The 23,396-nt window shown below is 39.0% G+C and carries 18 protein-coding genes; 11 read left to right on the top strand and 7 right to left on the bottom strand.

Going from position 1 to position 23,396, the window contains the following annotated elements; translation table 11 throughout:
- Positions 1–57: 57 nt before the first annotated feature.
- The 4 genes from J7W08_RS04315 to J7W08_RS04300 form a co-directional block, all read right to left on the bottom strand.
- Entirely contained in the window at positions 58–882 is an 825-nt protein-coding gene (locus J7W08_RS04315) for a DUF4097 family beta strand repeat-containing protein (protein ID WP_233085409.1), read from the bottom strand.
- Positions 883–1,019: 137 nt separating this feature from the next.
- The gene (locus J7W08_RS04310) at positions 1,020–1,163 is read right to left on the bottom strand and encodes a hypothetical protein (protein WP_233085408.1); all 144 of its coding nucleotides are present in this window, start codon (positions 1,161–1,163) and stop codon (positions 1,020–1,022) included.
- 591 nt (positions 1,164–1,754) lie between these two features.
- Positions 1,755–2,603 (bottom strand): EamA family transporter, encoded by an 849-nt coding sequence (locus J7W08_RS04305; RefSeq protein ID WP_233085407.1) that lies wholly within the window; start codon positions 2,601–2,603, stop codon positions 1,755–1,757.
- Between the two features lie 344 nt (positions 2,604–2,947).
- Positions 2,948–4,486 carry a SulP family inorganic anion transporter gene (locus J7W08_RS04300; protein ID WP_233085406.1) on the bottom strand — a complete coding sequence of 513 codons (1,539 nt, stop codon included), beginning with the start codon at positions 4,484–4,486 and terminating at the stop codon, positions 2,948–2,950.
- A 121-nt stretch (positions 4,487–4,607) separates the two neighbouring features.
- On the opposite strand from J7W08_RS04300, the gene J7W08_RS04295 reads away from it, so the two are divergent.
- Complete coding sequence (locus J7W08_RS04295) at positions 4,608–4,790, top strand: hypothetical protein (protein ID WP_233085405.1); 183 nt, start codon at positions 4,608–4,610, stop codon at positions 4,788–4,790.
- Between the two features lie 122 nt (positions 4,791–4,912).
- On the opposite strand, the gene J7W08_RS04290 is transcribed toward J7W08_RS04295, so the two are convergent.
- Positions 4,913–5,830 carry a pirin family protein gene (locus J7W08_RS04290; protein WP_233085404.1) on the bottom strand — a complete coding sequence of 306 codons (918 nt, stop codon included), beginning with the start codon at positions 5,828–5,830 and terminating at the stop codon, positions 4,913–4,915.
- 369 nt (positions 5,831–6,199) lie between these two features.
- Here J7W08_RS04290 and J7W08_RS04285 point away from each other — a divergent pair, with 369 nt between their 5' ends.
- The 6 genes from J7W08_RS04285 (at position 6,200) to J7W08_RS04260 (ending at position 17,924) form a co-directional block, all read left to right on the top strand.
- On the top strand, positions 6,200–7,726 hold the full coding sequence (locus J7W08_RS04285) for a right-handed parallel beta-helix repeat-containing protein (RefSeq protein ID WP_233085403.1): 1,527 nt from the start codon (positions 6,200–6,202) through the stop codon (positions 7,724–7,726).
- 3 nt (positions 7,727–7,729) lie between these two features.
- The gene (locus tag J7W08_RS04280; RefSeq protein ID WP_310742518.1) at positions 7,730–9,358 is read left to right on the top strand and encodes a PGF-pre-PGF domain-containing protein; all 1,629 of its coding nucleotides are present in this window, start codon (positions 7,730–7,732) and stop codon (positions 9,356–9,358) included.
- Between the two features lie 326 nt (positions 9,359–9,684).
- Positions 9,685–12,750: a PGF-pre-PGF domain-containing protein gene (locus tag J7W08_RS04275; RefSeq protein WP_233085401.1), complete on the top strand. Its 3,066-nt coding sequence runs from the start codon at positions 9,685–9,687 to the stop codon at positions 12,748–12,750.
- A gap of 321 nt (positions 12,751–13,071) precedes the next feature.
- Positions 13,072–16,059: a PGF-pre-PGF domain-containing protein gene (locus J7W08_RS04270; protein WP_233085400.1), complete on the top strand. Its 2,988-nt coding sequence runs from the start codon at positions 13,072–13,074 to the stop codon at positions 16,057–16,059.
- A gap of 242 nt (positions 16,060–16,301) precedes the next feature.
- On the top strand, positions 16,302–17,126 hold the full coding sequence (locus tag J7W08_RS04265) for a nitroreductase family protein (protein WP_233085399.1): 825 nt from the start codon (positions 16,302–16,304) through the stop codon (positions 17,124–17,126).
- 255 nt (positions 17,127–17,381) lie between these two features.
- Positions 17,382–17,924, top strand: coding sequence for a cache domain-containing protein (locus J7W08_RS04260; protein WP_233085398.1), 543 nt, complete (start codon positions 17,382–17,384; stop codon positions 17,922–17,924).
- 307 nt (positions 17,925–18,231) lie between these two features.
- Here J7W08_RS04260 and mtaA read toward each other — a convergent pair whose 3' ends face one another.
- A complete protein-coding gene (gene mtaA / locus J7W08_RS04255; protein WP_233085397.1) occupies positions 18,232–19,266 on the bottom strand; it encodes a methylcobamide:CoM methyltransferase MtaA in 1,035 nt (344 codons plus the stop codon).
- A gap of 201 nt (positions 19,267–19,467) precedes the next feature.
- Here mtaA and J7W08_RS04250 point away from each other — a divergent pair, with 201 nt between their 5' ends.
- On the top strand, positions 19,468–20,304 hold the full coding sequence (locus J7W08_RS04250) for a MerR family transcriptional regulator (RefSeq protein WP_259370118.1): 837 nt from the start codon (positions 19,468–19,470) through the stop codon (positions 20,302–20,304).
- A 90-nt stretch (positions 20,305–20,394) separates the two neighbouring features.
- On the opposite strand, the gene J7W08_RS04245 is transcribed toward J7W08_RS04250, so the two are convergent.
- On the bottom strand, positions 20,395–20,847 hold the full coding sequence (locus tag J7W08_RS04245) for a cupredoxin domain-containing protein (RefSeq protein ID WP_233085395.1): 453 nt from the start codon (positions 20,845–20,847) through the stop codon (positions 20,395–20,397).
- A 205-nt stretch (positions 20,848–21,052) separates the two neighbouring features.
- On the opposite strand from J7W08_RS04245, the gene J7W08_RS04240 reads away from it, so the two are divergent.
- From J7W08_RS04240 to J7W08_RS04230, 3 genes are all read left to right on the top strand, one after another.
- On the top strand, positions 21,053–21,337 hold the full coding sequence (locus tag J7W08_RS04240; protein WP_233085394.1) for a ferritin family protein: 285 nt from the start codon (positions 21,053–21,055) through the stop codon (positions 21,335–21,337).
- Between the two features lie 14 nt (positions 21,338–21,351).
- Positions 21,352–21,621 carry a ferritin family protein gene (locus J7W08_RS04235; RefSeq protein WP_233085393.1) on the top strand — a complete coding sequence of 90 codons (270 nt, stop codon included), beginning with the start codon at positions 21,352–21,354 and terminating at the stop codon, positions 21,619–21,621.
- A gap of 151 nt (positions 21,622–21,772) precedes the next feature.
- Positions 21,773–23,263, top strand: a complete 1,491-nt coding sequence (locus tag J7W08_RS04230) for a small ribosomal subunit Rsm22 family protein (protein ID WP_233085392.1) — start codon at positions 21,773–21,775, stop codon at positions 23,261–23,263.
- Positions 23,264–23,396: the final 133 nt, after the last annotated feature.

The raw sequence follows: 23,396 nt of genomic DNA, 5'->3' as shown, positions 1-23,396 counted from the left end.
AAGAGATACAAATAAAAATGGAAATAAAATTAAATATGAAATAGAAATGAACCCTGATCAAACGACAAGTTTGTTCAGGTTCACATTTCCATTTGTTGTCTTTATACTTATTTTACTTCCACCTTCACCAAGGATCCCTTCTACATGAGTTGATTCCAGCTTTGTTACTACCAATTCCACTTCATTCATTGAGATCTGGCCATTGGTTGTTTCCACTTCTATCTCCGCGTCCAGTGACGGATCGATGTGGATTATGACCGCTCCATTAGTGCATCTGATGTCGACATCGTTTTTAATGTCAAGTATCTGGGCTTCTATTTTACCATTAGTGGTCTTCAGGTCGTTGATGCCTGTTGTTCTCTGTATGTCCAGTGCACCGTTGCTTGATCTTGCAGTTATGTAACCTTCGACGTTGGTTATCGTCACAGCTCCATTAGTGGTTATAGCTGTAGTATTTCCCTTTGTGTTTGAGATCACTATGTTTCCGTTGGTTGTTTCTATAATATCAACTGTAACATTCTCCGGAACCTTGATCTTCATATCAACTGAAACTCTGACATTTTCAATAGCAGGATATTTTGTTTCTACTTTTAGCACATCATCGATCTCATTGACAATAATATGGACTTTTTCAAGTTCATCTTCACCATAATTTGTTCTTTTGACAGCTTCCAATTCGACTTTATCGCCATCCCAGCTATTGATCTCGATCTGTCCGTTTATGCTGTTAACGGCCAAGGTTGTGTTTCTATCTGCTTCATATTCTCCGCTGAAATATTCTATCTCTTCAGCTCCAAAGTCCGGTCCGTAGGTCGTGCAGCCTGAAACAGCAGCTACGATCAATGTTGAAAATAAAAGGAATGTGATCTTGTATTTGTTCATTGCAGAAGCCCCCAATAAGAATTGGGGACAGTTAATAATAAATCTATCTGTTGAATCATCTCTACAAATTCGTTACCTATTATGGAACACTCCATAAATCAACGAAACCTTCAACAATAGCGGTGTCTAGTGTCCTTTCAGTAATTGTTTCCATCATTTATCAAGTCGAATTTTCTTTGTCCAAATTCTGCAATCCACTCTTCATTTAGCATTTTAGTCTCATCAGTTGAAGAATTATAAATTGTTAAAATATTTCCAGTTTCATAATAATTAATATCCACAACTGTTCCTGAAAAGCTACGACTGGCTGTATTAAACTATTTCGATGTACTTACATTTTCACCAATTTTAAATACATAATCATTTTCGACTTGGAAATTATCAGATATATTATTTTTATTTCCAAAAGACAGTTTTGTGCTATTTTCAAATGACACTTCTATATTATTTATCCCTAAAGTATATCCTAAAATAAACATAGAATTCAATACAAGAAACAACAAAAAGATGTTTTTTAGTTTTATTTCATCCCCTCATTTTCTTTCAATTTTTGAATATATAATTTACACTTTCTCCTATTGAAGCTCTTTACTTCATAAGGAGATATGTGCGTTGATAACTTAATTCACCGCTGAAATCTCTGTCACCTCATGATATAGCGACCATAAGTCCAAACAAAACCATCCGAAATTCAGCAGGTGCTATACATTTATTCTCTTAGAATAAATATATTATTGAAGTAATTTGGATTTATACTTTCCGCTTTCTGTATGATATATTTTTAAAAAAGAAATTATTTAATTCCTATATGGTCACGAATTTCGAGTAGATGATTTTTACAGAGCCAAAATCTCATAAAATTTTATCTAAACTCAAGCCGAGATGAACACAATAGCAATAAGTGCAGCAGCTACACCAATCCATTGCTTTAGGGATAGTTTTTCCTTGAGTATCAGCCATGCAAGCAAGACTGTTCCTGCAGGGTAAAGTGAAGATATAATGGATGCTATATCGAGCCTACCTGCCTGGGAAGCCAGTGCAAAAAAGGTGTTTCCTCCTGTATCAAAAACTCCTGCAATGATAATTATCGGAAGGACATTTTTTGGTGGTAAGTAGACCTGTTTGCTCAAAGCGATAAATACGATCAATGTTATCACGGCTGCTATCCTTGCAGCGGTAAGGGGCCAGAGTACAGCCGTATCACTAACTTTGTCAATTGATATGAAGAATAGTCCGAATCCTGTTCCGGCGATCAATGGCAGTATAAGATCTGTGCGTTCGATCTTGCTACTCTCATCTCCTCCGCCGGCAATGAGCCAGACTGCTACAAGTGCAAAAGCAAACCCGACCATTTGATGAACAGCAGGCAATCCTTCATAGAATGTACCATAGATGGCTGGTACGGTAGCAGCTACAACTGCGGAAATTGGTGCAACAAATCCCATCCGTCCCTGTGAGAGACCACGGTAAAGTGCCAGAAGCCCGATACTGATGAAAACTCCGGCAACAGCTCCCCATATCATACCGCCAAGAGGTGGCATTTCTTCTGCCATCAGATGAGCTGAAGCTGCAAGAAGGAATACTCCGACTGCCTGAGTTATCAGGACTACACTATAGACATTCGCACGTTTGGATGCGAATCCGCCGCTGAAATCTCCGGCACCCCAGGATATGGCTGCCATAAGTCCAAAGAAAACCACAAGGAATTCAGCAGGTATCATTTTTCTATTCTCCTGAAATAACTATTATGGTGAAGCTATTTGGGTTTATGCCTCTTATTTTTCTATATTTTTAGGGAATTTCAGATCCCTCCTTCTTTGTTTTCCCCACCTATACGGCTTTGTTCTTATGATACGTCATAGCGCTTCTTTTAGTCAATTCTGGCAACAAGAAGCGTTACATAAGATGATAAGATATACTTGAATTCAAGGAATATCTTCTGCTTTTCATCTTCCATGATAAAGAATTGAATTGATTTGGAGATAAAGCAAATTGCTAACTTAAAAAAAAAGAGCAATGAATTCCAGAATTGGAATTCATATTTCGAAATGATGTTGGATTTTTCTTATCCCAGTATATCAGAGGGTACTTTGTAATGCGGATCTTCCCAGTGATTGACATCAATTATGGCAGATGCATTGTCCAGCAGTACCAGACAATCTTCGCTTAAGTGTCGAAGATGGACCTTTTTACCAACCTTTGCATAGCGTTCAGTTATCTTATTCAATGCTTCGATGGCAGAATGATCAGCAACTCTTGATTCTTTGAGATCGATTATTATCTCGTCAGGGTCATTTAACACATCAAATTTGTTTTGGAATTCAGTAACTGAACCAAAGAACAACGGACCAAAAAATTCGTAGTGCTTGATCCCGTTATCATCAATTATTTCCCTTGCACGGACAAGTTTTGCATTTTCCCATGCAAAAGCCAGTGCAGAAATAACGACACCTGCGATTACAGCTACTGCAAGGTTGTGGTAAATGACTGTTATGCCTGCTACGACCACCATAACAAGTACGTCCGTAATGGGCACTTTTCTGAATATTTTTAATGATGCCCATTCGAATGTTCCGATGGCAACCACGAACATCACACCAACCAATGCTGCCATTGGTATCTTTTCGATAAGAGGAGCACCTACTAACACAATAAGTAATAGGCCCACAGCTGCAACGATACCTGAGGTTCTGTTTCTGGCACCTGAGTTTATGTTGATGAGACTCTGGCCTATCATGGCACAGCCGCCCATACCTCCAAAGAGTCCGCAAACAAAGTTGGCAATACCCTGTGCAACACTTTCTTTATTAGCCCTGCTTCTTGTTTCTGTCATTTCATCGATCACTGTGAGCGTCAACAGACTTTCGATCAATCCAACCAATGCCATGACGATTGAATACGGGAAAACAATTTTCAGTGTTTCCAGATTTAGTGGTACCTGTGGTATGTGGAATTCAGGAAAGCCGCCTGCAATTGATGCAATATCTCCAACTGTTCTTGTCTGGACCTGGAAATAGATGACAATGGCTGAAACAACTATGATCGCAGTTAGTGAAGCAGGAACTGCTTTTGTTAATTTTGGCATTATATAGATAATACCCATGGTCAATCCTACTAAACCTAACATGACCAGAAGTGTCTGTCCTCCCAGCCAATGTTCGATCCCGTTAATATCAGTAAATTTGAACTGGGAAAGCTGGGCCATGAAGATCACGATTGCCAGCCCATTTACAAAGCCGAACATTACTGCATGTGGTACAAGCCGAATAAATTTACCCAGCTTAAAAAAGCCAATGGTCATTTGAATAATACCCATCAGAATTACAGCAGCGAAAAGATACTCGACTCCGTGCCTGATCACCAGAGCCACAACTACAACTGCTATTGCACCCGTAGCACCTGATATCATTCCCGGTCTGCCACCGATAATTGCGGTTATCAATCCAATGATGAATGCAGAATAAAGTCCAACCAATGGACTTACATTTGCTATTATTGAAAAGGCTACAGCTTCAGGCACAAGTGCCAGTGAAACTGTCATCCCGGATAATACCTCATTTTTGAAATTCAATTGATCGTTCTTTAGTTGTTCTATAAATGCCATATTTATACCAAATTTTAAAGATTGCTATGCACCCGTAAGTTATGCCAACGGTTGAAACTGAAAAGTTACCAAAATAAATTTTGGAACTTAATGATAATGTAATTCCAGATCGAGGAATCTGGTGACTACTTATCTGAATAGGGAATGCTGTGAATTATCAAAGGAAAAAACAAGCAGGCCTCTAATGATAGCATCACAAAGAACTATCATCGGTTCCGGGCCAGAAGTTATTGCAAAGGCAATTGGAAGTGCTACAATTGCTAGAATAAAACCTGTTTTTAGATCATTCAGGAATGATCTATGATATATTTCTCGAATTCCATTATTTCGATCCTTTTAGAGATCTCCTATTAAAGTTATCAGGGTTCGTAAAACATACTTTCAGTATATAAATGTAATCATTCTCTGAAAACAAAAAAGAGTGGGTCAATCTGAATTTCCCGACTTAATAAAAGTCCCATTCCTATATTCCTCAAAAGCCACCTTCAATTCTTCCTGTGTGTTCATCACGATCGGACCATACCAGGCAACCGGCTCATTGATGGGCTTACCCGAAATAAGCAGGAATCTTAACCCTTTATTTCCCGCCGTTGCTACTATCTCATCACCATCATCGAACATAACCAGATTCTCAGGACCGATCGTTGATGGTTCATTGAGATCAAAATATTTTGCCCCCTCCACTTCGAAGGAATATGGTTCCTGATCTTTTCCAAAAGAGCCTTCACCTTCGAGAACATAGGCAAAGACAGTATATCCGGGTTTTGTTGGATGTGAAAATGATGTTTCAGGAGGAATTGTAATATCCAGGTATTCCGGGTCTGTTACAATGTCCTGTACAGGACCTTTTGTACCATTAACTTCACCGCAAATGATCTTTATCCAGATACCATTATCCGTTGCCACCTCCGGTATCTGCTCGCTCTTAACTTCCTGATATCGTGGTTCCATCATTTTGTGAGATGCCGGCAGATTAGCCCAAAGCTGGAACCCCCAGAGAGTTGTTCCTTCCTGACCCTTTGGCATTTCCTGGTGAATGATCCCGCTTCCGGCGGTCATCCACTGCACGTCACCTGACTCAATGAGACCCTTGTTCCCCATGCTGTCTCCGTGTTCAACTTCTCCGGACAACATATAGGTTATAGTTTCAATTCCTCTGTGGGGGTGCCATGGAAAACCCATGATATATTCTTTCGGATCATTCGAATGGAAATCATCAAGCAGCAGAAAAGGATCCAGTTGTGGTACATGATTGAATCCGAAGGCTCTTTTCAGGTGAACTCCTGCTCCTTCAATGGTCGGCATGCTCTTCATTATCTTTTTGATGGATCTTGTAACTCCCATGATAATACCCCATAATGTATGCTTGCCTGATATTATATGAGAGTTTTCTATATCTGTTCATTTCCATGAAGGGCTGTAGATATGTGTGATGAGTATGATCGATAAGATCTTTATCTACATTTTTTTTGGTTAGCTACTGATTAAAATTTCAATTTTGGCGTAGCGGGTTACATTTATTTTTAATATATATTTTAATAAATTATTAAGGTACAACTAAATATATTCTGGCATGTATAGTAATATTTTAATAGTATTTTGTATCTTTTAAAGCAATTTCTTTTATAGATACTTATAGGTAGTATTCGAATGAATGTATATATAAAAAATAAAGCGCCTACAAAGGCAGGGTTGATGATTTGCATCATTCTAATGGCATCAATCGTTGCTTTTGCAGGTACAGCCAGTGCTATTACTCATTATGTAGATGCGAGTGGCGGAGCTGACTTTGAAACGATACAGGAAGCTGTAAATGCATCAAGTTCCGGCGATGAGATCATTGTGGAACCAGGAATATATTCTGAAAATGTCTTTATCAACAAGACATTGAGCTTAATAGCAAATTCCACAGACCCGTCTGAGACCGTTATTATAACAAATGATAGTTATTTCCCTGTGATAAATGGATCTTCTGAAGATATTAAAATAAACATCACTATTAGTGGATTTACTGTTGAAGGAAACGGAACTTCAGAAAATGGTATTCGTTTTGAAAACTGTGGTGTCATCACGATTAGTGAGAACACAATTAATGATACCACTGAAAATGGAGTGTATGTAAATGATACCAACACAATCCACATAGCAGATAATTATTTTACAAACCTGAACGATTCGTGGTATGAGTCTGATGGTATCGATGCCAAGCATTCAGATCTCTTGTATATCCTCAACAACACTTTCCTGAATATTGAAGATGATGCTATCGATACATATTATGTAAATGATACATACGTCCTAAATAATGACATTTCTGAAATTAGAGATGATGCTATCGATGTTAGATATGGAAACCTTGCAGATATAAGGGATAATGAAATTGCTGATCTTGTTAGTGATGGATGTTATATATACTATGTCGAATTCGTTAATGTGATCAACAACAACATTACAAACATAAGTGGAGCTGATGGTATTGATGTGCGCTATTCTAATATTACAAATATAAAGTACAACTCAGTCACAAATACATCAGATGCGGGAATAGAACTCGATGACATCAATGAAACTTACATTAATCATAATTCAATCAATGGATCTTACGAAATAATCGATTTTGATGATGGTTATTTGCTAGAAATTGATAATAACATATTTCTAGACGCTAAATCTGGAATCTATACAGATGACGTTGATTTTGTAAATATTACAAACAATTTAATTGACGATACTTACGAGAGTATAGTTGTTGAATATGTTAATACAACATACATAATTGACAACATAATTGGCACCCAAATCAATGATTATTATGGAGCTGGTATCGTAGCTACCAATGGAGCAGTGAATGATGTCTTTGGTGTACAAATGGCTGTCATGGGTTTGGAGTCAACAGAGCTAGATGATGATTTTATTGACATGGAATTGGAATCAACTGCTCTGGAAATAGAGACAACTGCTTTAGAGCTGGATTCCACTCAAAAATATGAACCATCAGTTATTGAGCATAATTCCATAACTATGGAATATGTACCTCTCCCAACACCAACAGCAGTATTAGAATACCCTCCATTCGGTATTGCGGCATTGAACATAAATACATCTGTTGAAGATAATGTGATTAATGGTGCAGGTATTAATCATATTTTTGCAGGCATTGCCAGTCTCAATACCAAAGAATCAACGATGAACACGAACATCGAAGGAAATACTGTAGATGATGTTTTTGTTGGAATATAGACTATCTCCTCCAGTACGGATATTATTGGCAATAAAGTCAATATGACGCTTATTAGTCTGAATGCGAATGAAAATTATGATGAACAGATCGCTGATAACACCTTTGATAACACTGACCTCGGAATAGCTTCTGAGTATCTAATAAATACTACAATTAGGAACAATACCTTTGATAATACATACACCGGGATATATTCTGACTTTCTGATAAACACAACTATCCGGGACAATAGCATCCATAATGGAACAAGGACAGAATCAGGAGCAGGATTTACTATTTACTATGGAATAAACAATACAATCCAGGACAATACAATATCCCTTAGCCCTGAAGGAGACAGTGTCGGTATAGAGTTGTTAAGCTTTGAGAACTCTACGATCATGGACAATTATGTTGAGGGTGCATCTGTTGGCCTCAATATAAGTAAATATGTTCTGAGTGATGATATAGGCAGCTTTGCTGTCGATAGCACCGAAAAAGGAAGGCTTCTTAACAATGTTCCATTCATGAGTTTTGTTGAAACAAGCAGCTATCATCCTAGAATTGCTATCGATTCATTTGACACTTCCATTATGTCTACGGAATTTGAGATTACAGGAAGTTTACCTGATTCTGAACCTGTGAATTACAACAATGCCGTCAAAGGAAACATAATAAAAGACAGCACCATGTATGGTCTGTACCTGACAAATTCAGAGAACACAACCATATATAACAACTACTTCAAGAACTTCAACAACACAATGTTGGATGATGCTTCCAACAATAATACTGTTTGGAATATTGCCAAAACATCTGGAACCAGCATCATTGACAGTCCTTACATTGCAGGAAACTACTGGGTACATCCTGACGGTACAGGATTCAGCATTGAGAACAAGGATACAACGGGTGACGGTATCTCAGAAAAGAAATATGTGATCAATGAGAACAACACCGATTACCTACCTCTTGCAGCTGCTTTTGTCGAGAAGAGAAGAAGTTATGGCACCCGTGCTTATGTTGGTCAAAGCCACCCTCCTGAAGATGTGGAATCCACAGATTCTTCTGTCCTGCGTGTAACCGGTGGAGCGCGTATGGAATATGATTTCAGCAATTCACAGGGACCTGTTCTTGGAATAAGCTTTGATTCCAAGGAAGACCAGGGTCTTGTGGTCGGTAACGTCCAGGTCTTGAACGGTGCTCCTGCAGAGGTTGGAAGGTCTCCGGAAGGAAAACAATATCAGATCATGAGCATAACTCTTGGTCCTGAAGGTACGATCTCTGAAGAGACTGCTGAAAATATCATCATCAACTTCCAGGTAACCAGGGAATGGATCAATGAGAACAATATCGATCTCTCCACAATTCGTCTCATGAGGTTCCATGATGGTGAGTGGCAGGAACTTCCAACCACCATGATCAGCGATGATGGCGAGATAATTCATTTCGCTGCCCAGATTCCGGGATTCTCTGTCTTCAGTATTGTCGGGGATGAAGCCGGAAATGAAGGGACTGTTTCAGCAGAAGAAGATACTGTGATCTCAGGCGAGCCTGAGGAAGCAAGTACTGAATCAACTCCGGGATTCACAATGTTCCTTTCAACAACACTGCTTGTAATTGCAGCGATTGTTGTTAGAAGAAGGAACTGATTTCTGAACAAAAGGGCAGGAATCTTTCTGTCCTTCTCTTTTTATTTTTAAGTTAAATCAGGGGACAATTTCTCTATTTGTTCATTGTTGTGCTATTGATCAGTGGGATAATTGATCTTTAACTTTTAAATTCACACCATAATTTATTTATTTATTTATTTATTTAATAGTTCGACATGGGTACAAATTCTTTATAAATTTTACTTTTATTTTAATTATTTATTAATGTTCACAAATATATATTCACATCTATATACATATATTTTTATATTATGCTTGTGTTATGAAACTAATTTTCTTTATAGGTATGAATAGGTGGTATTCAAATGAATATATTAAAAAAAAACAAAATGACTACAAAAGCAGGCTTGATGCTATTCATCATTCTGATGGTATCAATTGTTACTTTTGCAGGTACAGCCAGCGCTTCCACTGTGAATGCCAGTGGAGGAGCTGATTATGTAACGATACAGGATGCTATAAATGAATCAAATCCGGGAGACATAATTATTGTGGAACCGGGTATCTATTCCGAGAATGTCATTATCACCAAGACATTGACACTGGAAGCAAGTTCCACAGATCCTTCCGATACAATAATTATAACAAACGATATCGATGCACCTGTAATTAGAGGTTATAATGTAAACTTCACGATCAGTGGATTTACCATTGAAGGAAATGGTACCTCGTTTGCCGGATTCAATTTTGAAAATTGTGGAATCATCAATATTAATGAGAACATAATCAACGATACATATTATTATGGTATTTATGCAAACGCTACCGATTATATTTATATAAATGACAATGTTGTTTCATATGTAAATGATAGTGATGGTATTGATGTTGAAAATACTGATGTTGCCTATATTCTCAACAACACCATATTTTGCATCGCCGATGTCGGTATCGAAACCTTATATGTAAATGATACATATATCTGGAACAATGAAATCGAAGACACTGATGAGGAAGGTATCACTGTTGAAAACGGTAATCTTGCAGATGTCAGAAACAATTTTGTAAATGATTCCATTTACGATAGCTGTTACATAAATGCAACAGAAAGTGTCAATCTGATCAATAATACATTTATGAACAGTTCTAGATGTGGTATTGTGATTTGGAATGCAAATGCAACTCAGGTAAACTTGAACTTTATTGAAGATGTATCATCTGATGGGATTTATATTTTAAATATCAATGATATGCATGCCAATGATAATATCATAAATATGGCAGAATCTGCGATATATGTTGATGAAAGTGGCATCGCTGAAATCAACAATAATACCATTAACACTACAGGATATGGTATCTATACACAATGCGTTGATTTTGTGAATATCACAAATAATTACGTAAAAGATGCATACTACATTGGCATAGTTACCGAAGTTGTCAATACTACAAACATTATGGATAATCAGGTCATCGATCCTTATTGGGGAGGAATTGCTGCAACCAGCATACCAGTTTATAGTTATGACTCTTTTTCCATACAAGGATACATCCCGGAGGATATCCCCAGTCATGAACAATCTGTAATTGAAAACAATTCTGTGAGCATGACATACAGACCAAGGCCCCAAGTCGCAGCACTTCCATTCATGGGAGATAATTTCGGTATTGCTACGATCCTTCTCAATTCTTCCATTACAAACAACACGATCATGGGTGCAGGGGAATACACATTTGGCGGTATTGGAAACATTGACATGTACGAATTTATGGAACCAATTCCAACTGTAATAGAAGGAAACACCGTTGAGAACGTAACTATCGGAGTACTGTCCATCTCCAGAGGAATAGATGTCATTGACAACGATTTCAACATGACCCGCATGGGTGTACTTTCATTTGATCCATATTTAATGGGAGTTCAGAGTTCCTCTATATTGCCGTCCATTCCCTATGAAGGAAAGGTCATCGGCAATACATTTGATAACACACGTACTGGCATGTTGGCATTGTTCATGGCCAATACAACAGTGCAGAACAATATCATTAATAACGGAACATGGAACAGTTCCGGAGCAGGTGTTGCAATTGCAATTGGTTTTAACAATACAGTGATCGACAATGTGATCTCCCTGAGTCCGGAAGATGAAAGTATCGGCGTGGTACTATTTGGAAACGAGAATTCTTCCATAATGTACAACAGGGTTGATGGTGCATCCATCGGACTTAAGATGAGATTTTCCTGGAACAATGAGATGAGCAGTAATGTTGTCTCTGGCACTGACTATGGTATACTTCTAAGCGATATTCCATATAGAGGTTTCTCAGAAATAGGTGCCTACCTACCTGGCTCCTTTACAGCTGATTCAATTGACATTTCCGCAATAACAACTGATTTCGAGACTACAGATATTCAGAGTTCTGTGAATTATGACAACACAATAGAAGGAAATGAAGTCAAAGGTAGTACCATGTATGGTCTGTACCTGACAAATTCAGAGAACACAACCATATATAACAACTACTTCAGAAACATAAACAACACAATGCTGGATGATGATACCAACGTCAACACAGTCTGGAACATTCCAAAGACCTCCGGAACCAGCATCATTGGGACTCCTTACATTGCCGGAAATTACTGGGCACATCCTGATGGAACAGGATTCAGCATTGAGAACAAGGATACAAATAGTGATGGTATTGCTGAAAAGGCATATATGATCAATGAGAACAACACCGACTTCCTGCCTCTTGCTGATGCTTTAGACAAGAGAAGCAGTTCAGGAACCCGTGCATATGTTGGTCCAAGTCAGCCTTCTGAAGATGTGGAATCCACAGATTCTTCTATCCTGCGTGTAACCGGTGGTCAACGTATGGAGTATGATTTCGGTAATGGTCCTGTTCTTGGAATAAGCTTTGATTCCAAGGAAGACCAGGGTCTTGTGGTCGGTAACGTCCAGGTTCTGAACGGTGCTCCTGCAGAGGTTGGAAGATCTCCGGAAGGAAAACAATATCAGATCATGAGCATAACTCTTGGTCCGGAAGGTACGATCTCTGAAGAGACTGCTGATAACATCATCATCAATTTCCAGGTAACCAGGGAATGGATCAATGAGAATAATATCGATCTCTCCACAATTCGTCTCATGAGGTTCCATGACGGTGAGTGGCAGGAACTTCCAACCACCATGGTCAGCGATGATGGCGAGGTAATTCATTTCGCTGCCCAGACTCCGGGATTCTCTGTCTTCAGTATTGTCGGGGACGAAGCAGAAAATGAAAAGGCTGTTGTAGCAGAAGATGGCACTAATGCAGTTGCAGGTGAGCCTGAGGAAGCAAGTACTGAATCCATTCCTGGATTCACAATGCTCTTCTCAACAACACTGCTTGCAATTGCAGCAGTTGTTATCAGAAGAAGGAACTGATTCCTGAATAAAAGGGCAGAATTCTTTCTGCTCTTCTTTTTTATTTTTAAGTTAAATCAGGGGAAAATTTCTCGATTAGTTTATTTGTTCATTATTATGCTATTGATCGATAGGATAATTGATCTTTAACTTTTAAATTTACGTTATATTCAATTTATTTAATAGGGTGGCCTGTATATAAAATCTTTATAAATTGTACTTTTATTATAATTATTTATTAATGTTCACAAATATATATCTATATCTGTATAGATATATTTTTATATTATGTTCGCGTTATGAAACTAATTTTCTTTATAGGTATGAATAGGTGGTATTCAAATGAATATATGTAAAAAAAATAAAATGACGACAAAAGCAGGTTTGATGCTCTTCATCGTTCTGATGACATCAATGATCGCTTTTGCAGGTACAGCAAGCGCTACTACTCATTATGTAAATGCTAGTAACGAAACTGGTTTTACCACAGTACAGGCTGCTATAAATGCAGCAGATAATTATGATACAATTATAGTTCTTGATGGTAATTATGAAAACTTCGAAGTTAACAAAAGTGTTTCATTGTTTGCTGATGCAGATGGTGCTTTGATAAAATCAAATTCATCAGATCTTCCTGTTATTAATGTGACAGCAAATGATGTTATCATCGACGGTTTCAATGTTGATGCAAATAACACTTCAATTTCTGGTATCTTTATTTTTGAAGTTGATAATGTAAGCATCCAGAACAATGAAGTATTTAATGTAACAACAGAGGGATTGCCAGACCATTATGATGACTGGGAGACAGCTACAGCTGAAGAATGGGCAAGAGTTGATTACTCTCTTGTAGTGTTATTAAATTGTTCTGATGTTACTGTTGATAATAACATTCTATCAGATGCTTTTGCTGGTGTTGGATATGCCTCTGGTGAGAACATCTATATTACAAACAATGAGATCTCAGAAGTCAACAGGGGTATAAAATCCTGCCTGTTTAGAGATATTGTACATAATAGTACCAGCGGTAGTTATGATTATTTCTGGAACTATGAAACCGGTACTGGGCTTTACATAACGGATAATACGATCTCTGGCATTGGAGACAGAGGTATTGAAGTTATGTCAAATGACTCCATTGTTTCCGGCAATACAATTGATAACGTTTCTCTTGCTAATGTTCCACTCCCCTATAATTATAGCGTAGGAGGTTTGTTTGGAATAAAAGCTGGTTGTGATTATAATGGAATTGTAAATTGTACAATAACTGATAACACAATAAGCAATTTCTATGCTGATGAACTTGAGCTGGAGGATTATCTATCTTCTGGTGATCGAGATTATAATTACGACTTATGGCATGAATCTGGTATCAAGGTGAGGAATGCAACTGATATAACAATTATTGGTAATGATATTAACTCATTCTATGCAATGAATGGAACATACAATATGAATTTTAATAGGCAATCAGGTATAAAGACAAGTTACGCTGACAAACTGACAATTTCCCAAAACAAGGTTCATTCCTTCTACATAACCAATACATCAGATGCTAATCGGCAAGAGGGCATTTCTGTGCATTTTGGTGAAGATGATCTTGAAGTTGTATCTTCCATTAATTCCAACACAATTGAAGGACTTTACGTCGACAATGCATCAATTTCAAAGCAGTATGGAATTGATGTAATGGATTATTATTATGTTTCTGTTGAGGACAACACAATAAAGTCATTGTCAATTAATAACTCTTCAATATCTAGTGAACATCTTCGCCAGTCAGGAATACAGACTAAATATGTTTACTACTCTGATTTCATGAACAATGTAGTAGATGATATAAAGTTCACTAACCCTGTTAGCCCCGAGGGAAATGATAAACAGAGTGGAATTTTTATATGGCAGTCTGAGGGAAATACGATTAGTGAAAACTTGATCACTAATGTCTATGCGGACTTTGTTGGAAAGCAGACAGGAATAAGAATAGCAGATTCCTTTAACACAACTGCCTCTGGAAATGACATCATGTACCTAGACATTGAAAATGGTAATGTCACAGATATCGATTGTGGAAACCAAATTGGAATCTTACTGTCTGGCTCTGACAACTCCACTCTTTTAGATAATACTGTTGAAGAGATAAATACAGTTGAACCTAGATGCATGGAAGCTGGAATACTTGTTGGTTCCTCTGACTACGCAACAGTTACTGCCAACGTTGTAATGAATTCTAATTCAACAGGTCTCACGTTACAGGGTACAGATTATAGTACTTTCTCAGAGAACAAGATCAGTAATTGTGAGCAGGGTGGTTTGCTAATTGAATTCTCAAGAAGTAACTTGATCTATAATAACTATTTCAACAATAATGTTAACGTTATATCCGATACTTTTGGACGTGATGTCTTTGAAGCAGAAATAACGTTCATTGAGGAAACCGAGTCTCTAAACAACTGGAGCATCAACAAGACCGCCGGAACCAACATTGTTGGCGGACCTTCCCTTGGTGGAAACTACTGGGTACACCCTAATGGAACCGGATTTAGTGTTGATACAGCAGACTCCAATGAGGACGGTATCTGTGACAAGCAATACAACGTCTCAGAAACTGAATTCGACTTCCTGCCTCTTGCACCTGCTCCAGCACCTGCTCCAGTTGAGAAGAAGAGCAGTTCCGGCAGCCGTGCATATGTTGGTCCAAGCCAGCCTCCTGAAGATGTGGAATCTACAGGTTCTTCTATCCAGCGTATAACTGGTGGTGACAAGGCAGAGTATGATTTCGGTGGTTCAGAAGGTCCAGTCCTTGGAATAAGCTTTGAGCCTAAAGAGGACAAGGGTCTTGTAGTTGGTAATGTTCAGGTTCTGAAAGATATTCCTGATGATGTTGGTGAGCACCCTGATGGAATTCCATATGAGCACATGAGCATAACTCTTGGACATGCTGGTACTATCTCAGATGAGAATGCTGATAACATTATCATCAACTTCAAGGTAAGTTGGGAATGGGTCAATGAGAACAGCATCGATCTCTCCACAATCCGTCTCATGAGGTTCCATGATGGGGAGTGGCAGGAGCTTCCAACCATCCAGATCAGTGATGATGGCGAGTTCCTTCAATTCACTGCTCAGACACCTGGATTCTCCGTATTCAGTATTGTTGGGGATGAAGCTTCAGAAGCAGGAAATGATGGATCAGTTGCAGCAGAAGATACAACTGAAGTTGAAGCTGAGTCTGAGGAAGCAAGTACTGAATCAACTCCTGGATTCACAATGCTCTTCTCAACAGCATTGCTCGCGATCGCAGCAGTTGTTATCAGAAGAAGGAACTGATTCCTGAATTAAAGGGCAGAGTTTATTCTGCTCTTTTTTTACTTTTTAAATTTCATCAATTATTTGTTGTTTCTTGTATGAATTCCACAATATTGATCATTTGAATAAGTTTTGTCTTTTTTATCTGATATGATAATTCGTTTGATCGTTTCCATTGCTATTTTCCTTTCAACAGATGAAAAGCTTATAACCTTCAGCGACCAACATTGAATGGATATATTTTCGGGAGCTGAGGTGACTTAATGACTGTAATATCAATTGAACCAGAATTGTGTACGAATTGTGAGATATGCGTAGAGATCTGTCCGATGTCTATAATCCTTCCTTCAAAGGAAGGCGAAACCCCTTACTCGCCTGAGGATGCTGCTGAATATTGTGCAAAATGTGGGCATTGCGAGGTATTCTGCCCTGAAGGTGCTATTTCTACTTTGTTCGATTCAACTTACTATCAGCTTCAGGATGATGAATTCCCTACCATACCTCCTTCAGAGCTAGGAAAATATATGGTAATGCGCCGCTCGATCAGGAGTTACAAGGACGAATCCGTTGACAAGGACACAATAGAGAAAATACTTGACATAGCCCGTTATGCTCCTTCCGGAATGAACAAGCAGCCTGTACACTGGACCATCGTTCATGATCCTGAAGAAGTGAAAAAGATCGCCGGTTTGAGCATTGACTGGATGCGTGAGGTTGTTGCAAGCGAAGACGATCACCCTCTTAAGCCATTGATGCCTGGTCTGATCTCTGCTTATGAAATGGGTGTGGATCCGATCTGCAGGGGAGCTCCACATCTGGTAATAGCACACACACCAACTGAGAGCCCGACCGGTTACACTGACAGTATCATAGCACTTTCATGGTTCGAACTTGCAGCGCAGGTCTTTGAGGTCGGAACATGCTGGGCAGGATTCCTTGCCATTGCAGCTGCATCTTACAAACCACTAATTGATGAACTGGAACTTCCTCAAGGACATGCGATCCAGTATTGCATGATGTTTGGACACCCTGAGCACAAGGTGAAGGGAATTCCGGGAAGAGAGCCTCCAAGAGTTACGTGGAAATAAAAAAGATAGTTCCTTATAGATCGATCTCTGGAGAAGGCAGCTCTTTAAGTTTAGAGCTTGCCTTTCTCCAGAGCATATGGTACAACATTTCTAATAATCCACGTCTGTTATCAGAATGGTGGAGGTACTAAGCTTTTACTTTTAATGTTCATGGAGGCTAGAAGTATGGTTGTGATTATAAGAAAATTATGGTAAATTCTGAAGCAATCTTGAAAGGGACAAATTTTTAATTGATACTATCCCTAATTCTGCTGTATGAGAACTTATAATATTCTTCTTGTAATTACACTCGTGCTGATGGCTATTCTTGGTGCTGGATGCATGGATGCCAATCCCGAACCTTCTCAGAATCAATCGGAAGCATCGTTGACCGGCACATTGTCTCCAGACCTCAGTTCCACTGCATCTCCGGAGGAACTTATAGCATTCGTCGAGAATGCTTATGAATATGCGAACGTTCAAGGGCAGGAAGCCGCTCTTCGTGAATTCAATAACCGGACTGGTCAGTTCGTTGACGGCGAACTCTACATCTTTGCTTATGATATAGATGGCACCACACTGGCCCTTCCATTCCAGCCTGAGGTAATCGGGACGGACCGATGGAACATCACAGATGCGAACGGTACAGCATATATCCAGGAAATGGCAGCCACCGCACAGTCCAACGGGAGTTTCTTCCGGTATCTCTATGTAGACCCTGCAGATAACTTCACGGTCAAACAAAAGCTCAGTTACGTTATGATGGTGGACGAGGAGTGGTTCCTCGGAGCTGGTATATACGATTCGCAGGCTGTGTGAGGACACCCCCAGATCCTCAAAGGTATGGGAGAGTTTAGAATTCTTGTAGGGGATCGATAGAATGGGATTAGATGGGGAGAAAGTAAAGTAATGTAAAGTAAGGCATTCCAAGATCGCGGACTTCAACGACCAGAATGGTACGTTTATCCGCGACAAATTTTTATTTTTATAGTTTATCTGAAAATGTTATATGTGTTCGTATGGAAAAATCCCTCTTTTTAAAATCCTTCGAAACCGGATCTTAAATTTGACGCAGTTAACCTTTCCTAGCATGTGAATGCTAAAATTATAGGGTAATATAAACCTATTACCCCTCTTTCTCCAGATAATACTCATCTCTTGAATCAACGAACGCCTTCAAATTCTTAAGTGAGGTGTGCGGAGCTAATCCACATCCGGGTGCAAGTATGTCGATATCATCGTCTATACATGCTTTTGCCTCTTCCTTTAGCTTTTCCGGAGGCATTCCGAGAAGTGTATGTACCGGTGATATATTTCCTATCAGGCAGGCTTTGTTCCCGATGATGCTCTTTGCATATCCGACATCGACCTTTTCCTCGATACTTATGCCGTCAAAGCCGGAAGTTGACAGGGGCTCGAGGATGTCGGAAGCATCTCCGCAAATGTGTGCGATTGTCTTCCCGTGAACTTTTTGATTGAGCCTCTTATACTCGTCCAGTATCATCGTTTCGAAGAACTCAGGTGGTATCAGGTCAGGTCCGGCTTCGGAATCAGGAAGGCAGATCACATCAGCCCCATGTTCTAAAAGAGCATTGGAATATTCTATACATATATCAGTTCCGATCGTGAGAAGTTCCTTTATGGTGTCGGGTTTTGAAATGAACCACATGAGATAGTTCTTTGCACCTACCAGTGACATTGCAAGTGCTGCAGGTCCGAGCATTCCTGCAACTACCGGGATCTCGTCACTGACTCGTTCTTTAACAATATCTGTTGTTTTCAGGAGAGTTGCTACCCTTTCACATTCAAGGAGATTCTCAGGAATATCCAGATCATTCACATCTTTCGATTTTTTGCAGGGGAAATCAACAATAGATGGCTGTGTATCATAAGTTCCTTCGATTATCTTGCATCCAAGTGTCTGTGGAATATCTGTTCCATCAAAAGGATATCTTACTGCTTCAAGTCCTGCAACCTCATGTCCTGCAATTGCAAGGGTTGCCATTTTCTCTGCATCAAAATGTGCTTCCGGCCATTTTGCACCTGTGATCTCCATAAGTTGAATAGTGCCTGTCTGGGTAACTGAACAGACCGGAACCTTGTCTACATCTTTGCATTCTAAAGCTCGCATGAACCTTTCTTTTGGTGTTAGATCTGTCAATTTGAACCCTCTGTTTTTTTAGTGATGATCAGTTTTAAGAATTATTTTTCCTTGAATGAATGTATGTTTTAAATAGGGCTTATTTTAATGTTCTGTTTTTTGTTACTTTAATGTCTTTTATTTCAATCTTAGTTGAAAACTCTCCCCCGCGTCAGAAAAAATTCTCTTATATACTTTTAAGTCGATCATCTGTTGAGCACAATGAAATTCGATCGAATACCAATTGGCAAATTCTCATTAATGACTCACTTAACCCAAAAAGCTCTCAGGTTATACGACCAGAAAGGGCTTCTTGTCCCCGAAGCAAAAGATGCTTTCTCAGGCTACCGATGCTACACTTCTCATCAGATCGAAAGGGGTGTTAAGATTCGTATACTATCGTGGATGGGATTCGGGTTGGATGAAATATCCTCTTTGTTAGAGGCAGAAAAACAAAGGGATGGTGAATTCATTGGTGGGATGATGCAAAAAAGATATACTGAAACTCAGCTGGAGATCCGGAGGCTTCAAAAAATACAGAATCTTTTGCTCAATCAGACAGATACACTGGAGTTGATTAGTATGTCAGTATCAGAACCAACAACGAAAGAAATACCAAAGATGCGTGTACTTAGTATGCGTGAAACAGGAAGCTATGAAGTAACGATTGGAAAACTGGTCGGCGAATTGCTTGGGTTTGTTGGGAACTCAAGTAGGTCAGGTAAGAATATTAAGTTGACTGGTCCGGTAATGTTCCTTTGTCATGATAAAGAGTATAGGGAAAATGATGCGGATATAGAAGTTTCACTACCAATCTCAGGCAACATTGGCTTGGAAACATCCTCTATTGTCCTTACGACACTACCTGCTATTAAGGCAGTATCTGTGATCCATAAAGGACCATATCAGGAAGTTGATGTTGCATATTCCCGGATTTTCGAATATATGGCTGAAAATGAGATGGAACAGTCAGGTCCTTCCAGAGCTCTTTATCTTAATGATCCGAATGAGGTTCCAGGGGAGGAGTTATTGACAGAAGTACAGGTCCCTATACGATAAAATCTAACTAAAATAAAGTGGCAGAATAAAAATGGGTGGATGGAATTTCCATCCTTTTTTATCCAAAATACTCAGTTTCAGGCAATTATTTTAAGCTTCTACTGTGATGTCTCCTTCCATATATGGATGGAAAGTGCATATATAGTCAAAAATTCCTTTTTCTTCGAAAGTAAAGCTGAAACTTTCACCTTTTGAAAGACTTCCTGAATCAAATCCCTCATCATTAGAGGTGGCTGTGTGTGGTGCTGAATCCATATTGATCCATGTGACAGTGTCACCAACTGATATCTGGAGGGTGGCAGGTTTGAACTCAAAGTCCTCGATCAGAACCTCATGGTCCTTTGACAGAGTTTCATCGACATCATCGGCTACTTCTACCTCATCTTCAGCATCCTCGACAATGTCTTCTTCTGTTGTGGCTTCACCCGTATCTTCTGTTGTGGTTATATCTGTTTCCTGTGCAGGTTGTTCACTATCCTGTACACATCCTGCCATTAATATAGTCGTCAATAGGACGATAAATACAATTAATGCTCTCATCATAAGTCCCCCTTGATTATTTCTAAATTAACTAAATTTAGGTTAACATCAATAATATGCATTTTGCCAACGAAAGTCCTGCGAAATTTATTAATAGTTAAGTTGATGATATTTGATTGGGAGTTTTATCGAGTTGTAGCATTTTTGTTTTTGTTTAAATGCTTACTATGATCGACTCGATATCATCATAGCTTTAAAGGGTGCAAACATGCTATCAAAAATACCGATCGACTTTTCAAAAGTAGCTGCTGAAGACGTCAATAAAGAAATCCTGAGGCTTGGGGTAATTGCCGAATTAGATGCTATAAGTCTCTATGAGCAAATGGCTGCTCTTACAGACAATGTTGAAGTAAAACGTGTACTTCTGGATGTTGCAAAAGAAGAAAAGACCCATGTAGGTGAGTTTCAGACACTTTTGCTCAAAGAAGATGAACAGCAGGACTATGAGCTAAAGATGGGCAAAAAGGAAGTTGAAGAAAAGCTCGAAAAATAAAGGAGGCTCCTGTGATGTTATCAGAAATACCTATTGAACTTGAAAAAGTGGATAAGAAAAATATTGACAAGGAGCTCATGAGGCTTTCCATGATAGCTGAACTGGATGCTGTCAACCTTTATGAGCAAATGGCTGCTCTTACCGATGATGAAGATCTCAGGGCGATACTTCTTGATGTTGCAAGAGAAGAAATGATCCATGTGGCCATGTTTGAGACGGTACTGATGGAAGTTGATGATGAATACCTGAAGGTGCTTGGCGAATACTCCCTTGCAAGAAGCTGATCTTTATACTAATCATTGTTTGAAGAAGTTCGAAGGATCTCCCCTCATCTTGAGATATCGATGAACTTTTCTTCATCTAATTCTTCATTTCTGTTCTTTTTTCTTCTTTTCCCAAAATGCTTTAATTACTTGCGATCCTTCCTCTCAAAAGATGCCCCAAAATAATATACTCTCCGTGCTGAAGTACGTCTCACGTATGAACAAGGAGTTCATGCTATCGGAGATAAAGGATTACATAGAAGAAGAGATGTCAACACAGGACATCTATAAAGCCGTATCACCATTCTTATTCGATCTTAAGATCAATGCAACACCTCAGGATGAAGATTTCAGGATGACTCGTGCTCTCAGTAAAGAAAAGCTGGAGCTTACAGTTGAAGAGCAGGGTAGGACCAGGTCATTCTTCAGGTCTCCTGTTGTCTCAAAACAACTCCAGAAGGATATTGAGCAGTACATCGAATATAAGACTACAAAGGACTGGGATGACCCTCTGGTTCTGGAAAAAATAAGAAAAGCGATAGTAGCACAGAAGAATGCTTACTGGAAATCAGGGAAGTCCAGGAATATCTCTTATGAAAAAGGCTATAGCATCCTTGCCTATCTTGCTTATCAGTTTCCGGTCTATTTCGTACAGTTCGAACACATCCTCTACAGTATGGCACTTGATGGCATGCTGAAGACAAGGATGAAGATCCTTGATATAGGCACCGGCCCGGGTACAGTACCACTTTCTATTATTGACTTCTACAAGCGACTCGACGTTGCAGAAGCATCTATCCATAGCGTTGAACTCTATGATGAGAACATCGAGGCATATGATCACATCGTGCCGGAATATGCAAAGAACAAAGCAAGAGTATCCGTGGAAAAACCTATTAAGGCCAATATCGTGGACCTTAAGTCTGAGGATCTACCTGATAAGATCGACCTGATGGTATTCTCCAATGTTCTCAATGAGATCAAAGAGCTTACAATCGATGAGAAAGCACAGCTTGTCAAAAAACTGTCCGAGAAGCTCACAGGCGATGGAAATATTGTTCTTATCGAGCCTGCGGACAGGGTTAATTCAACCGAGTTCAGGAAGCTTACTCTTGCTCTTAAGCATCTTGGTCTTGGGATCTATAGTCCATGTTCCTTTATCTGGTGCAGGGGCTGTAACCCTGACGAGTGCTGGAGCTTTGAGCAGAAAGAGGACATCAAACCACCTATCCTGATGTCAAAACTCGCAGAATGCGAGGAGCCTTTCAGGTACCTTAACACTGATATCAAATATTCATATGCCATAATGAGGAAGGATAATTTGTCCAAAGTAAGCTACAAGGTACCACTAAAAGCAAAATTTGCCAGATTGTCTGATATGAAAAAGTATGTTGACAAACGCATTAACGTTGTTTGTTCCCTCATGTCCGGAGATCTTGGTGACAATAAATATTCCGTCTATAAGGTATGTGATGGAACTTCAAATAAGCAGGTATATGCTGTCTTACCTTCACATAATGTCGTTTATGAAAATGCGCTTCTCAAAGAGGAAAGTTATGGAAATGTTCTTGAGCTCCATAATGTCCTTGTTAAGTACAACAAAGATAAAGGTGCATACAATCTGCTTTTGAGCAAACAAAGCATTGTTAAAAAGGTGAAGTAATATTCTTAGCATCTTTTTATTTACTTCACTTAACTTTACTTTTCTTTTTTTCTAACTGTCTTTTCAATTTTCATTTAATCCAATTCTTCCTGCTTTTAAATTTATAATATTTATCATGTCTATTGAATCTGAT

This window comes from Methanococcoides orientis, from assembly GCF_021184045.1.
GTDB lineage: Archaea > Halobacteriota > Methanosarcinia > Methanosarcinales > Methanosarcinaceae > Methanococcoides > Methanococcoides orientis.
Note: the sequence above shows the minus strand (reverse complement) of the source record. Positions and strands in the feature narration are given on the sequence as shown.

What these genes read in the sequence shown, in the direction of transcription:
- J7W08_RS04315 (WP_233085409.1), bottom strand. Translation starts at nt 882, where the DNA reads ATGAACAAATACAAGATCACATTCCTTTTATTTTCAACATTGATCGTA.
- J7W08_RS04305 (WP_233085407.1), bottom strand. Translation starts at nt 2,603, where the DNA reads ATGATACCTGCTGAATTCCTTGTGGTTTTCTTTGGACTTATGGCAGCC.
- J7W08_RS04300 (WP_233085406.1), bottom strand. Translation starts at nt 4,486, where the DNA reads ATGGCATTTATAGAACAACTAAAGAACGATCAATTGAATTTCAAAAAT.
- J7W08_RS04290 (WP_233085404.1), bottom strand. Translation starts at nt 5,830, where the DNA reads ATGGGAGTTACAAGATCCATCAAAAAGATAATGAAGAGCATGCCGACC.
- J7W08_RS04285 (WP_233085403.1), top strand. Translation starts at nt 6,200, where the DNA reads ATGGCATCAATCGTTGCTTTTGCAGGTACAGCCAGTGCTATTACTCAT.
- J7W08_RS04275 (WP_233085401.1), top strand. Translation starts at nt 9,685, where the DNA reads ATGAATATATTAAAAAAAAACAAAATGACTACAAAAGCAGGCTTGATG.
- J7W08_RS04270 (WP_233085400.1), top strand. Translation starts at nt 13,072, where the DNA reads ATGAATATATGTAAAAAAAATAAAATGACGACAAAAGCAGGTTTGATG.
- J7W08_RS04265 (WP_233085399.1), top strand. Translation starts at nt 16,302, where the DNA reads ATGACTGTAATATCAATTGAACCAGAATTGTGTACGAATTGTGAGATA.
- J7W08_RS04260 (WP_233085398.1), top strand. Translation starts at nt 17,382, where the DNA reads ATGAGAACTTATAATATTCTTCTTGTAATTACACTCGTGCTGATGGCT.
- J7W08_RS04250 (WP_259370118.1), top strand. Translation starts at nt 19,468, where the DNA reads ATGAAATTCGATCGAATACCAATTGGCAAATTCTCATTAATGACTCAC.
- J7W08_RS04245 (WP_233085395.1), bottom strand. Translation starts at nt 20,847, where the DNA reads ATGATGAGAGCATTAATTGTATTTATCGTCCTATTGACGACTATATTA.
- J7W08_RS04240 (WP_233085394.1), top strand. Translation starts at nt 21,053, where the DNA reads ATGCTATCAAAAATACCGATCGACTTTTCAAAAGTAGCTGCTGAAGAC.
- J7W08_RS04235 (WP_233085393.1), top strand. Translation starts at nt 21,352, where the DNA reads ATGTTATCAGAAATACCTATTGAACTTGAAAAAGTGGATAAGAAAAAT.
- J7W08_RS04230 (WP_233085392.1), top strand. Translation starts at nt 21,773, where the DNA reads ATGCCCCAAAATAATATACTCTCCGTGCTGAAGTACGTCTCACGTATG.